Source organism: Rhizobium tibeticum (assembly GCF_900110205.1).
GTDB classification, from domain to species: Bacteria; Pseudomonadota; Alphaproteobacteria; order Rhizobiales; family Rhizobiaceae; genus Rhizobium; species Rhizobium tibeticum.
Map to the genome: position 1 here is coordinate 29,319 of NZ_FOCV01000012.1, position 13,774 is coordinate 43,092.

Annotated in this window: 8 protein-coding genes; 6 read left to right on the forward strand and 2 right to left on the reverse strand. The window is 59.9% G+C overall.

What is annotated here, in order from left to right:
- Positions 1–46 precede the first annotated feature (46 nt).
- The 3 genes from BSG20_RS14805 to exoR all read left to right on the forward strand — a co-directional run bounded on the left by BSG20_RS14805 (position 47) and on the right by exoR (position 6,053).
- Positions 47–2,890 (forward strand): valine--tRNA ligase, encoded by a 2,844-nt coding sequence (locus tag BSG20_RS14805; protein WP_072376635.1) that lies wholly within the window; start codon positions 47–49, stop codon positions 2,888–2,890.
- Between the two features lie 403 nt (positions 2,891–3,293).
- Positions 3,294–4,553, forward strand: coding sequence for an OmpP1/FadL family transporter (locus BSG20_RS14810; protein ID WP_072376634.1), 1,260 nt, complete (start codon positions 3,294–3,296; stop codon positions 4,551–4,553).
- 696 nt (positions 4,554–5,249) lie between these two features.
- Complete coding sequence (exoR, locus tag BSG20_RS14820) at positions 5,250–6,053, forward strand: exopolysaccharide production regulator ExoR (RefSeq protein WP_024317448.1); 804 nt, start codon at positions 5,250–5,252, stop codon at positions 6,051–6,053.
- Between the two features lie 58 nt (positions 6,054–6,111).
- Here the strand turns inward: exoR and xth are convergent, their stop codons facing one another.
- Positions 6,112–6,909 (reverse strand): exodeoxyribonuclease III, encoded by a 798-nt coding sequence (xth, locus tag BSG20_RS14825; protein ID WP_072376633.1) that lies wholly within the window; start codon positions 6,907–6,909, stop codon positions 6,112–6,114.
- A gap of 118 nt (positions 6,910–7,027) precedes the next feature.
- Positions 7,028–7,360 (reverse strand): iron-sulfur cluster insertion protein ErpA, encoded by a 333-nt coding sequence (erpA, locus tag BSG20_RS14830; protein ID WP_024317446.1) that lies wholly within the window; start codon positions 7,358–7,360, stop codon positions 7,028–7,030.
- 213 nt (positions 7,361–7,573) lie between these two features.
- On the opposite strand from erpA, the gene BSG20_RS14835 reads away from it, so the two are divergent.
- From BSG20_RS14835 to BSG20_RS14845, 3 genes are all read left to right on the forward strand, one after another.
- Complete coding sequence (locus BSG20_RS14835; RefSeq protein WP_024317445.1) at positions 7,574–8,791, forward strand: deoxyguanosinetriphosphate triphosphohydrolase; 1,218 nt, start codon at positions 7,574–7,576, stop codon at positions 8,789–8,791.
- A 65-nt stretch (positions 8,792–8,856) separates the two neighbouring features.
- On the forward strand, positions 8,857–10,614 hold the full coding sequence (gene argS / locus BSG20_RS14840; protein WP_072376632.1) for an arginine--tRNA ligase: 1,758 nt from the start codon (positions 8,857–8,859) through the stop codon (positions 10,612–10,614).
- A gap of 59 nt (positions 10,615–10,673) precedes the next feature.
- Positions 10,674–13,688 carry an SPOR domain-containing protein gene (locus BSG20_RS14845; RefSeq protein WP_072376631.1) on the forward strand — a complete coding sequence of 1,005 codons (3,015 nt, stop codon included), beginning with the start codon at positions 10,674–10,676 and terminating at the stop codon, positions 13,686–13,688.
- Positions 13,689–13,774 lie beyond the last annotated feature (86 nt).

Consider the following 13,774-nt stretch of genomic DNA (forward strand, 5'->3'; position numbering starts at 1 on the left):
CCTATTTACAACCCGCATCTAAGAACCTCCAGATTTTGGTCCCCAAATGCTCGACAAGACTTACGATTCCGCTGCCGTTGAACCGAAAATCGCTGCAAAATGGGATGAGGCAGACGCCTTCCGCGCGGGCGCCAATGCCAAGCCGGGCGCCGAAACCTTTACCATCGTCATTCCGCCGCCGAACGTAACCGGCTCGCTGCATATGGGGCACGCCCTGAACAACACGCTGCAGGATGTCATGGTCCGCTTCGAGCGCATGCGTGGCAAGGATGTGCTCTGGCAGCCCGGCATGGACCATGCCGGCATCGCCACCCAGATGGTTGTCGAGCGCAAGCTGATGGAACAGCAGCTACCGGGTCGCCGCGACATGGGGCGCGAAGCCTTCATCGAGAAGGTCTGGGAATGGAAGGCGGAATCGGGCGGCCTCATATTCAACCAGTTGAAGCGCCTTGGTGCCTCCTGCGACTGGTCGCGCGAGCGCTTTACGATGGACGACGGGCTTTCCGCTGCCGTTCTTGAAGTCTTTGTAACCCTTTACAAGGAAGGGCTAATCTATCGCGACAAGCGCCTCGTCAACTGGGATCCGAAGCTTCTGACGGCGATCTCCGACATCGAGGTCGAGCAGCACGAGGTCAATGGAAACCTCTGGTATTTCCGCTATCCGCTAGAACCCGGCGTGGCTTATCAGCATCCCGTTGCCTTTGACGAAGGCGGCAAGCCGACGGAATGGGAAACCCGCGACTACATCGTTGTCGCCACCACTCGCCCGGAGACGATGCTCGGTGACACCGGCGTTGCCGTCAATCCGAAGGATGAGCGCTACAAGCCGCTGGTCGGCAAGCATGTGATCCTTCCGATCGTCGGCCGCCGTATTCCGATCGTCACTGACGACTATCCGGATCCGACGGCCGGCACCGGGGCGGTCAAGATGACGCCGGCGCATGACTTCAACGACTTCGACGTTGGCAAGCGCACCGGATTGCGCGTCGTCAACGTACTCACGGCCGATGCGCGGATCACGATTAAGGACAACGAGGATTTCCTGGAAGGCGTTCCTGATGCGGCAGCGCTGCATGGCGCCTGGGACGAACTCGAAGGCAAGGATCGTTTCGAGGCCCGCAAGATCATCGTCCGCATCTTTGAAGAGGGTGGCCTGCTCGACAAGGTCGAACCACACAAGCACATGGTTCCGCATGGCGACCGTGGCGGTGTTCCGATCGAGCCGCGCCTGACGGAGCAATGGTACGTCGACGCCAAGACGCTCGCAGCGCCGGCGATCGCGTCGGTTCGCGAAGGCCGCACCAAGCTCGTTCCGCGCAGCTGGGACAAGACCTATTACGAGTGGATGGAAAACATCCAGCCCTGGTGCGTCTCGCGCCAGCTCTGGTGGGGCCATCAGATTCCGGCCTGGTACGGTCCGGATGGTCAGGTCTTCGTCGAAAAGACGGAAGAGGAAGCCCTGCAGGCGGCGATCCAGCACTATCTCTCCCACGAAGGCCCGATGAAGGCCTATGTCGAAGACCTGCTTGAGAACTTCAAGCCAGGCGAAATCCTGACGCGTGACGAGGATGTTCTCGACACCTGGTTCTCGTCTGCGCTCTGGCCGTTCTCGACGCTCGGTTGGCCCGACAAGACGCCGGAACTGGAACGCTACTACCCGACCAACGTTCTTGTCACCGGCTTCGACATCATCTTCTTCTGGGTCGCCCGCATGATGATGATGGGTCTGCACTTCATGGAGGATGACGACGGCGTTCCGGTCGAGCCGTTCCACACGGTCTATGTTCACGCGCTGGTTCGCGACAAGAATGGCCAGAAGATGTCGAAGTCCAAGGGCAACGTCATCGATCCCTTGGAACTGATCGACGAGTACGGCGCCGACGCACTGCGCTTCACGTTGGCGATCATGGCAGCCCAGGGTCGCGACGTGAAGCTCGATCCGGCCCGCATCGCCGGCTACCGCAACTTCGGCACCAAGCTCTGGAATGCGACGCGCTTTGCCGAGATGAACGGCGCCAAGAGCGATCCGCATTTCGTGCCCGAAGCCGCCGAGTTGACGATCAACCGCTGGATTCTCACGGAACTTGCCCGTACGGAACGTGACGTAACGGAAGCTCTGGAGTCTTACCGCTTCAACGATGCGGCAGGCGCTCTCTACCGCTTCGTCTGGAACCAGGTCTGCGACTGGTATCTCGAACTGCTGAAGCCGGTCTTCAACGGCACGGATGAGGGCGCCAAGAAGGAAGCGCAGGCTTGCGCCGCCTACATCCTCGAAGAGATCTACAAGCTCCTGCATCCCTTCATGCCTTTCATGACGGAAGAGCTGTGGGCGCACACCGCAGGCGAGGGCCTCCAGCGCGACACGCTGGTCTGCCATGCCGAATGGCCGGCGCCGTCCTATGCCGACGACGCCGCAGCAGACGAAATCAATTGGCTGATCGATCTCGTTTCCGGCATCCGCTCGGTTCGCGCCGAAATGAACGTGCCACCATCTGCGGTCGCGCCGCTGGTCGTCGTCGGTGCGAATAGCCTGACGCGTGAGCGCCTTGCTCGCCATGATGCAGCCATCAAGCGCCTTGCGCGTGTCGACGGCATCTCGCTTGCCGGGGAGGCGCCGAAGGGAGCGGCGCAGATCATCGTCTCCGAAGCGACTGTCTGCCTTCCGCTTGGCACGCTGATCGACCTTGCCGCGGAGAAAGCGCGCCTCGAGAAGGCGATTGCTAAGGCCGATGGCGAGATCGCGCGCATCAACGGCAAACTCTCGAACGAGAAGTTCGTCGCCAATGCCAATCCTGAGGTGGTCGCCGCCGAGCGCGATCGCCTGGAGGAACTGCAAGGCCAGATCGCTAGCTTGCGGGTTGCACTCTCCCGTGTATCCGAGGCTGCGTAAAATCAACGCTTAGTAGCATGGAATTTTACGGCGCCCGATGTCGAATCGGGCGCCGTTTGTTGAACTCGACATGGATCTCCGGATTTGGCATCCGGATTTACCGATATTCCTGAGCCCTACCTTGATTCCACACGTTTTCTTGTGGCCGCTGGGCGCAAAAACATGAGTGTTGTTTCCCTGTTACAGGAGGCAGCTAATGTGGAATGGTCGACCTCAGCAGTATGGGTAATTTTACCATCCATAGAATTTTGTTCTAAATTGCCGAAATATTGACGTGCCCGTCAATTTTTTACGTAAAACATCCGTTAGCCCAGTTTCCAATCGTGCCCGATCACAAAGTTGCCATTTATCGGCATCGCCTGCACAGTCCCGCCATTGCAATTGCCTGAGTGGGGGAGACACATTGGCATCTCGTATGATTTCGGCAGGCGTTCTGTCGCTTGCCCTATTTTCGACGCTGGCGCAGCCGTCCTTCGCGGGCGGCCTTGATCGCAGCGGGTACAATATCGATCTGCTCTTCGATCAGTCGCGTTTTTCAGCGCAGTCGGCCGTGATCTATGTCATGCCGCAGCGCGAGCTGAAGAATGTGAGGGACACGAATACGTCAGTACTCACGGGTGGGGGCAACCTCAACGGCAGGTCGCACTCGGCGGATGACACGGCGAACTATGCGATCCCGTATGTCGGCTTCAAGGCTGGATACGAGGATGTGGACTGCCTGTTTGACTACTCCGAGCCGTTTGGCGCGCATACGAACCCGGGCATCAACTGGGCTGGCGCCAACAATAATATCGAAACGAAAATCGAGACGCACAACTACGCCACCACGTGCTCTTACAAGTTTGATGTCGGTCCCGGCCAGCTTCGCTTGATTGGCGGCGTCTTCTATCAGGAGGTGGAAGGGTTCAAGGAGCGTCTGGTAAGTACCTTGCCTATAGCAATGGGCACCGGGACAGGCGTCGGTCGCCTCGATCTTGAGGACAATGGCTGGGGATGGCGCGCCGGGCTTGGCTACGAAATTCCAGAGTACGCGATGCGTGCCAGCTTGGTCTATAACAGCCGTGTAAAGTACGACAGCTTGAGCGGTACTGTGGATCTTACGCAGGTTCCGGTTGTCCCTGGATTTGGCGGACGTGTGACCAGTGTCTTCGGTGAGGCCGAGGCACCGGATTCGTTGGAATTGAAGGTTCAAAGCGGTATCGCACCCGATTGGCTGGCGTTTGGTTCCGTGAAGTGGACCAACTGGAGTGTTCTCCAGTCGATTCCGCTCTGCCCCGTCTCAACGAAGGGCAGGGCTTGCACGTCGAGCAGCCTGACCAAATTGACGTCTCTTGATTTGCTCTATCAGGATGGCTGGACCATTACGGGTGGCGTCGGTCACAAGTTCAACGACCAGTGGACGGGCGCCGTCAGTCTGACCTGGGATCGCGGCACCAGCCACGGCTACGGCGCACAGACCGATACTTGGACGGTTGGGCTCGGTGCTGCCTACAACCCGACCGACAACATCGAATGGCGCGTTGCCGGTGCTCTCGGCATCCTGACGAGTGGTTCATCTGGTGTGCTGGTGGAAGATGGCGTCACATACGGAAATGACGTCTCATACGACTTCGGCAACGATCTCGTGGCTGCCGTCTCGACCAGCATCAAGGTCAAATTCTAAGACCTCAAGACAAACCTGAGAAAAGCCCGGCAAAATTGTCGGGCTTTTCTTTATGTACGGGTCGTTAAGCATGCCGTTTCCACGTCTCATTTTGTGACGATTCAGCAACAGTTTTTTACCAGCATTTGAGTAAGATGATCCCACGGTGAAATTGTCCATTTCCCGCCACAAACTAGGCGCAGCGCTATAGGCGGGCGAGGGAATGACAGGCGTAGGGTGTGCGTAAAAGAGTACGATGAGCGAGTTCGTAACGGGTACAGTCAAGATGGGTGAAGCCTACGGCGAAGATGCCGCTGCCGACGCCATTTTCCTTTTCCCGCAAGGCGATTCCGCCCCAGAACTTCGCTCTGACGTTGCGCTTCCGAACCTCTCTTTCTTCTCGTTTTCAAACCGATCGGCATTATCGGAATCGGCTTCCGGTAACATCGACACAGGTTTGGTCACAATTGGTGATTACCTTTTCTTTGACGGCGGAAAGGCGCATAGCCGGGCCGCGGGAGTGAGGCAGATCGCATCGCGCCGGACAGCGGGCGGAGAGTGTCGATGCGCTGGGAATTGAGGCTCTCGCGGGAGGGCGAAAGGCTAGATGCGACGCGGGCAAGCGGGCCCTTGAGCCCACCGCGGGATCGCTCGCCGGGAGGAATGCATCCGCGGATAGAAAGTCCGCACGGGTGGAAGCGAAAGAAACCGAGTGAAATGCTGACGTCCGAGTTCAGACCTTTCAGACGAATGCTCATGGGGCTTTCCATTGCCTGTTGCGCGGCAATTGCATCGCCCGCGAGCGCATTCGACATCAAGTCAGGCGTTTCGAAGGAGTCCGGTCCCTTCGATCTCTTCAAGTTTGGCTTCAAGGCTTATAAGAACGGTCAGAAAGAAGAAGCGGTCGAGGCTTACAAATATGCCGCCGAGAAGGGCCATACGGGCTCGCGCTGGGCACTTGCCAACATGTATGCCGATGGCGATGGCGTCGCGCAGGATGACTTCGAAGCCTTCAAGATCTATAGCGAGATTGCCCAGCAAGGGGTGGAGCCCGGCTCTGAAGACACTGGCTTCTTCGTCAACGCGCTGCTGTCGCTTGCCAACTATTATAAGCGCGGTATTCCGGGCAGCCCTGTTAAGACCGATCTCAACCAGGCGCGTCAGCTTTATTTCCAGGCTGCTTCCACCTTCGGTGTGCCCGAGGCGCAGTTCCAGCTGGCACAGATGATGCTAGCAGGCGAAGGCGGCAGCACCAGCACGCAGCAGGCAAAGAAGTGGCTCAACCAGGCTCGCAAGAGCGGCCATCCAGGCGCCATGGCCGTCTTCGGCAATATCCTTTTCCAGGAGGGGCAGGCAGCCAATGGGCTGGCGCTGATGACCGCCGCTCTCGATCGCTGCAAGCCGAAGGACTGTGGCTGGATGGAGTCCCTGCAGGAGCAGGCTTTCTCCGTCGCGACCGAAAGCGACCGCCGCTCGGCCGTGGCACTTTCTCACAAGATCGCCGTTAACGGCGCCGACTAGAGAATGCCTCCCAAAATTGGGAGCCGGCGACAAGCAATCCGAAGGAGCGCGACGCGCTTTAGGCTCCGGCTGTGAAATCGAAATACGCAACGACAGGCACATGGTCCGACGGCTTCTCCCAGGCACGGACATGCTTTTCAATCGCAGATGATGTCATGCGGTCTGCAGCCTCGGGCGAAAGCATCAGGTGGTCGATGCGAATGCCGTTGTTCTTCTGCCAAGCGCCGGCCTGATAATCCCAGAACGAGTAGAGTTGAACGGCATCCGTCGTCGCGCGCACGGCATCGGTCAATCCAAGCCCTTCAAGTCGACGGAATGCCTGGCGTGTCTGCGGCAGGAACAACGCGTCGTTCTCCCAGACCTTGGGGTCGAAGCAGTCGTGCGGCTCCTGGATGACGTTGTAGTCGCCGGCAAGGATCAGGATTTCCTCGTAAGCCAAGCGCCCGGCTGCGAATGTGCGCAGCCGCTCCATCCATGCAAGCTTGTAGGTATATTTCTCGGTGTCGACCGGATTGCCGTTTGGCAGGTAGAGGCAGCAGACGCGCGCGACGCGGTTGCCGGGCAGCGAAAAGACGGCTTCCAGGAAGCGGGCCTGCTCGTCAAGCGGATCGCCTGGCAGCCCGCGGCTCACCTCGTCGGGCTTGGTTTTCGAAAGAATCGCGACGCCGTTGAAGCCTTTCTGGCCGTGCGTCTCGACATGATAGCCCATCGCTTCGATTTCGAGCCTGGGAAAACCCTCGTCGATCGTCTTGATCTCCTGCAGGCAGACGATATCGGGATCCGAGTCCTTCAGCCATTGCGTCAGGTTATCGATGCGCGCCTTGACGCCGTTGATGTTCCAGGTCGCGATCTTCATGGGGTGTCCTGTTCCGCTTCGTCGGTCTCTTGTATCGCGCTCCGTCGAGCGCGGACAAGACTATAAACCGGCCGCAAGGGATTCTTCGGCCGGTTCAATGTGGATACCTGGAGAAGGATCAGATCGAGAAGCTTGTGCCGCAGCCGCAGCTTGCAACCGCGTTCGGATTCTTGATCTGGAAGGATTGTCCGAGCAGGCTGTCGACGAAATCGATCTCGGATCCCGCCATATAGACTAGGGAGAGGCTGTCGATCAGCACCTTGGCGTCGTTCTTTTCGACGACGGTATCGTCGTCCTGCGCGTCATCGGCAAGGTCGAACTTGTAGGAAAAGCCCGAACAGCCGCCGCCTTCCACGGAAACACGCAACGCGCTCTTTCCGGGTTCGGTGCCGACGATCGCCGCGATTCGTTTTGCCGCGGCATCGGAAAGGGTTACACTTGCGTCCGTCATGTTTGCTCCTGCCGGGGTCAAGAACCGGAGAGAATAACTGTTAGCCGCTGGTTTCAAGCGACTGATTTCAAAGCTACTTACGCTTCATACCACGAAAGCGCATGTTTGGCTAAAGTGGCAGCGAAAGCGGCGCTTTGCCGTTTATGCTCTCTATAGGTATGAAGAGCGCAAGGCGGCGTCAATGGGCGGCTGCATATCGGGTAACGGTGACAAATGACGATCGACAGGCATGCTTTGGGATACGGCAATAGCGACAGGGCGGTTTATGCGGCCGATCCCTGGGCGACGCGCGGGAGGCTCTATCCCGAGGACCTTAGCCCCACCCGTTCCGATTTTCAGCGCGACCGCGACCGCATTGTCCACACGACGGCATTTCGCCGGCTGAAGCACAAGACGCAGGTGTTTATCGCTCAGGATGGCGATCACTATCGCACCCGGTTGACGCACACGATCGAGGTTGCGCAGGTGGCCCGCGCGCTTGCCAGGGCACTGAAGCTCGACGAGGACCTCGCCGAAGGCGTGGCGCTCGTCCATGATTTCGGCCACACGCCCTTCGGCCATACGGGCGAGGATGCGCTGCACGAAATGCTGCTGCCATACGGAGGCTTCGATCACAACGCCCAGTCGCTGCGCATTGTAACCAAGCTGGAGCGCCGCTATGCCGATTTCGATGGCATCAATCTGACGTGGGAAAGCCTGGAAGGGCTCGTCAAGCACAACGGCCCACTCCTGACCAAGGAGGGTGCTGGCACGCGTGGGCCGGTTCCGCAGCCGATCCTGGACTATTGCGAGATCCACGACTTGGAACTGGATACCTATGCGAGCCTCGAGGCGCAGGTCGCCGCGATCGCAGATGATATTGCCTATAACACGCACGACATCGACGATGGGCTTCGCTCCGGCTATCTGACCTTCGACATGCTGGAGGAGATTCCGTTTCTGGCTGGTCTGATGGCGGAGGTGCGGGAACGCTACCCAAACCTCGAGTCCAGCCGCTTTACCCACGAGATCATGCGGCGCCAGATCACCCGTATGGTCGAGGACGTCATTTCCGTCGCGCAACAGGGCCTTGCGGAGATCGAGCCGAAGAACGCAACGGATATTCGCCAGGCCAATCGCGTGATCGCGACATTTTCCGACGACATGTTTGAAACCGACCGGCAGATCAAGGCGATGCTTTTTAAGCGCATCTACCGGCATCCGGACATCATGCGCATCCGCGCCGGCGCAGCGCAGATCGTGACCGATCTCTTCGGCGCCTATATGGCCAATCCGAAGGAGATGCAGAGCCACTATTGGGTGGATCACATCGCCGGCCTTGCCGAAGCCGCGAGGGCGCGCCATGTCGGCGACTATCTGGCGGGGATGACCGACACCTACGCGATCAGCGCCCACAGGCGATTGTTTGACCACACTCCGGATTTGCGATAGGCAGCGGTCGCCCGGCCGGGACCGGACAAATGCCTTGTGGCAGAGCCTATGCATGGAAGAGTGCGATGAACCTTTTTACCGATTTCGACGCCAGGATTAAAACCGCCCTTGAACAGATCGATCTGGTCAAGGAGAAGCGATCCGAGGTGGATTTCGGCCGCATCGCGATCGAGCCGCCGCGCGACCCGAGCCACGGTGATGTTGCGACCAACGCAGCGATGGTGCTGGCAAAGCCGCTCGGCACCAATCCGCGCGCTCTGGCAGAGATCATTACGGCGAAGTTGAAGGAAGACGCCGACGTCGCGGACGTCTCGGTAGCTGGCCCCGGCTTCATCAACATCAAGCTTTCGGTCGGCTACTGGCAGCGCCTGCTTGCCTCGATGATCGAGGCTGGCACGGACTACGGCCGCTCGGCGTTCGGCGCAGGCAAGCGCGTCAACGTCGAGTATGTGTCGGCGAACCCGACCGGTCCCATGCATGTCGGCCATTGCCGCGGCGCTGTCGTCGGCGACGCGCTCGCCAACCTGCTTTCCTTTGCCGGCTTCGATGTCGTCAAGGAGTACTACATCAACGACGCCGGCTCACAGATCGACGTGCTGGCGCGGTCGGTCTTCCTGCGTTATCGCGAAGCTCTCGGCGAGAAGATCGGAGAGATTCCGCCAGGACTTTATCCGGGCGACTATCTCATTCCTGTCGGTCAGTCACTGGCCCGTGACTACGGCGTCAGGCTGCACAACATGACCGAAGATCAGTGGATGCCGATCGTTAAGGATCGCACGATCGATGCGATGATGGCGATGATCCGCGAGGATCTGGATGCGTTGAACGTGCATCATGACGTGTTTTTCTCTGAGCGCACGCTGCACGCCCATGGCGCTGCCGCAATCCGCACCGCGATCAACGATCTGACGTTCAATGGGCATGTCTATAAGGGCACGCTGCCGCCACCGAAGGGCCAGTTGCCCGAGGACTGGGAGGACCGTGAGCAGACGCTGTTCCGCTCAACGGAAGTCGGCGACGATATGGATCGGCCGTTGATCAAGTCGGACGGCTCCTACACCTATTTCGCTGCCGACGTTGCCTACTTCAAGAACAAATTCGACCGTGGCTTCAACGAGATGATCTATGTTCTCGGCGCCGACCACGGCGGCTACGTCAAGCGCCTGGAGGCGGTCGCCCGGGGTGTTTCCGAAGGTAAGGCGAAGCTGACGGTCCTCCTTTGCCAGCTCGTGAAGCTGTTCCGCAATGGCGAGCCGGTGAAGATGTCGAAGCGCTCGGGCGACTTCGTGACCCTCCGCGAAGTCGTCGAGGAGGTCGGCCGCGATTCGGTGCGCTTCATGATGCTATATCGCAAGAGTTCGGAGCCGTTGGACTTCGATTTCGCCAAAGTAACGGAGCAATCGAAGGACAATCCAGTCTTCTACGTGCAATATGCGCACGCGCGCTGCATGTCTGTTTTCCGGCAGGCGAAGGAGGTGTTTCCGGACCTTGACGCGGCGCCTGGCGAGCTTGCGAAAGCGGCAGCGCGGATCTCGGATCCCGCGGAATTGCAGCTGGTTGCGAAGGCCGCAGAATTTCCCCGGCTGGTCGAATCTGCGGCGCAGTCACAGGAGCCGCACCGCGTCGTATTTTACCTCTATGACCTGGCAAGTTCTTTCCATGCGCACTGGAATAAAGGCAAGGATCAAGTAGACTTACGATTTATTAACGATAAGAACCGAGAATCGAGTATAGCCAGATTAGGGCTGGTGTACGCCGTTGCGTCGGTTTTGAAGTCGGGACTTGCTATTGCGGGTACCGCTGCGCCGGATGAGATGCGGTAGCGTCACCATTTACCCACAATGCTCTGGCATAAACCTTAGCAGTTGCGAGTGGGATGAGTATGGCAGACAAACAGCGGGCGTATGACACGCGTAAGAATACGGACCACTTTGCCGACGATGACCCTTTGGCGGAACTTGCCCGTATCGTTGGCTTTGAACCCCGGGTAGCAGCGAATACTGTTGAAGACGCACCCCGACAGGAACCGGCATTCAATCTCGAAGATGAGTTGCTGCGCGAGTTCGAGCGCTACGACGAGCCTCAGTCCGCAAGTTCCTTCGATCGGCTGCCTGAGCCCGTCTTCGAGCAGCCGACTGCCCATGAGGCTTCCGCCGATGAAGTTGGTGTCGCGCCCGCTGCCGAGGCCGAACTTGATTTTGTCATCGAGCCTGAAGTTTCCCCCGAAGTTGCCGTTGAGCCGGAGGTTCTTCAGCCGCCGGAAGTGGCTTCCAACTTGACCGCCGCCGCTTGGGCGTCAAGCGCCATTCGTGAGGGTGAACCAATCTCCGGCGGCGCTCGTGATCTGATCGAAGAACTCGAGATGTCGATCGGCGCATCGCCCGCTTCGGCTGCGCCCGTTGTGCCGGTGGCGTCTGCCAAGGCTCCGCAGTGGTCTGCGGCCAGCATCCGGCTGCCGATCGCCAACTTCCATCCGGCGCGCCGCGATGAGCCTTTTGCCCCGGTCGTTCCCGTGGCTGTTTCTGCGCCTGAACCGACTGCTTCTGCGCCTGAACTGGATGCTGCTGCGTCGGAGGGCATTGCCGCTTTTGAAATGCCTGTTGCAGCGGGCTTCCCCGCTGAAATCGATCGGCACGAAGAGCCCGAGGTGGTCCACGATGAGCGTGAGGTGCTTCCGGAAGCGCCGGTCGTTGAACCTCTCATCGATCACCGCGCCTTCGATCTGGCTGCTGCCGCGAAGGATGGTGCCGTTCAGGCCGATGCTGCGCTGACGGAAGCAGCGCCGAGTGAGATCGACGATATTGCCTTCGATATCGATGAACTCCTCGCCGACGTGTCGCATTACCCCGTTCCGGAGCGCCAGATCACGCCCGCGACAGACGTCGCCGAGATGCCGCGCTCGCCGGAGCCGGTCCGCGTCGCGGCACCTGTCGTGGCTCCAATGCCGAAACCGGTCGAGCCGCCTTTGCTCGCCTCCACGGCCAAGGCTGAACCGGAAGGTGATGATCCTTTCGCCGGCCATGACTTCGAACTCGATCTTGAAGGTATCGAGCTGGAATTGGCCGATTTTGACTTTGCTGAGCCAGTGAAGGTGCAGCCGCAAGCGGCCGAACCACCGAGAGTTCAGACACAACATGTCGAGGCCGTTGGACCGCAGCCGGTCGCCCCAGTGCCCGCTTTCCAGTCGGCGCCCGCTCCGGTTGTTGCCGCCCAGCCAATCCGTCAGGCCCCGGTAGAGGCAGCTTTCGTCGAAAAGGCGCCCGCAACGCCCGCATTTTCGACCGATGCCGGAGACGACCTCCGGTTCGATCCGTCGATGATCTCGGATGCGGAGTATCATCCAGAAGCCGTCGAAGAAATGCACGTGCCCGTGCTGCCGCCCGTCGAGCAGCCGGAACCGGTGGTGACGACCTCAGACTTCGATTTCGACGTCGACGCCGAGATCGCCAACCTGCTTGCGCCGGCCAAGCCGGCGGAAACGCCTGCAAAGCCAGTCGTCGAGGAATGGCGGACCCGTGCGCCGATCTCTGTCGCGTCGACCGCAGTGCCAGCCGTGCCTATCGCCAAGCAGGCTCCGTTACAGAGCTTGGACGAGTTCGAACGCGCGCTTGAAGAAGACTTCCGACGGAGCGTCAACGAGCCGGTCCAACGCCGCGAGAACGTTTCCCAGGTGCAGATCCAGTCGGCAGGTGAAGCCGAGGATATGAGCCGTGCACGCTCGATGAAACGGATGCTGGCCGCCGCTGCAGCGATCGTCGTGTTCGGCGGGGTCGCCTATGCAGGCTATACGTTCCTAGCCCGTGATGGAGGCCTTGGTATTGCCTCCGGCGAGCCGCGCGTGATCACAGCAGACAAGGACCCGGTTAAGGTCGTACCGGAAAATCCGGGCGGCAAGACCGTGCCGAACCAGGACAAGGCTGTTTACGACAGCGTCGGCGGTGCCGCTGCCGAAGCGCCGAAGCAGAAAGCACTGGTGTCGAGCGACGAGCAGCCGGTCGACGTCGTTCAGCGCACGCTGACGCCGGAGACGCTGCCTGAGGACAACGACAGCGACATCGCAACGCCGCCAATGGCGACACCGGTCGGCGACACTCAGGATCCGCGCCTGCTGCCGAGCCAGGAGACGGCCGCTGTCGACGAAGCTGACAATGCAAGCCAGGCTCCGTCGGTTTCCGCCCGCAAGGTCCGCACCATGATCGTCCGGCCGGACGGTACTTTGGTTGCCCGCGACGAGCCGGCTCCGGAAGCGGCCCCGACGCTGCCGAAGGCAACTCCCGTTCAGACGCAGAAGATCACCGCCGGCGCAAAGCCGGCTGGCGGCACTGCTGCGAATTTCCCGGCATCGGGGCAGGTCACCGCCGCCGACATTCGTTCGACCCCGGTTGAAGAAACCAAGCCGACAGCTGCACAGGCTCCCTCGGAAAATGCGCTGGCCAAGGCGGCGGCCGCCACTCCAGCGAACGTCGACCCGCCGGTCCGCGCGGTGAAGAGTTCCACGGTGAGCGACACCGCGCCGGCTCCTGCAGCGCGTCCGGCTGGGACTGAAGCGGTGAAGGCAACTACCGAGGCGCCCGCAGCACCTGCAGCACAGAAGCCGAAGGAAGTTGCCGCTGTTTCGCCGGCTGCAACCCAGGCTCAACCTGCTACGGCCGCTGGTGGCTACGGCGTCCAGATCGCATCGCTCCCTTCCGAGGAAGAGGCGAAGAAGTCCTACGCGAGCCTTTCGAAGAAGTTTGCAAGCGTGCTTAGCGGCCGCAGCTACGAGATTCGCAAGGCCGAGATTGCAGGGAAGGGCACGTTCTACCGAGTTCGTATCCCTGCGGGCTCCAAGGACGAAGCCGCGGCTATCTGCGAAAAGTACCGTGCCGCAGGCGGCAGCTGCCTTATCTCGAAGTAAGCTATCGGCAAGCATTCAATCAAAGCGGCGGGTCTCTGGTCCGCCGCTTTTTTTGTGAATGCCGGTTGACGCGGCTCGTATTTTTG

What these genes read in the sequence shown, in the direction of transcription:
- argS (WP_072376632.1), top strand. Translation starts at nt 8,857, where the DNA reads ATGAACCTTTTTACCGATTTCGACGCCAGGATTAAAACCGCCCTTGAA.
- BSG20_RS14835 (WP_024317445.1), top strand. Translation starts at nt 7,574, where the DNA reads ATGACGATCGACAGGCATGCTTTGGGATACGGCAATAGCGACAGGGCG.
- xth (WP_072376633.1), bottom strand. Translation starts at nt 6,909, where the DNA reads ATGAAGATCGCGACCTGGAACATCAACGGCGTCAAGGCGCGCATCGAT.
- erpA (WP_024317446.1), bottom strand. Translation starts at nt 7,360, where the DNA reads ATGACGGACGCAAGTGTAACCCTTTCCGATGCCGCGGCAAAACGAATC.
- BSG20_RS14805 (WP_072376635.1), top strand. Translation starts at nt 47, where the DNA reads ATGCTCGACAAGACTTACGATTCCGCTGCCGTTGAACCGAAAATCGCT.
- exoR (WP_024317448.1), top strand. Translation starts at nt 5,250, where the DNA reads ATGCTGACGTCCGAGTTCAGACCTTTCAGACGAATGCTCATGGGGCTT.
- BSG20_RS14845 (WP_072376631.1), top strand. Translation starts at nt 10,674, where the DNA reads ATGGCAGACAAACAGCGGGCGTATGACACGCGTAAGAATACGGACCAC.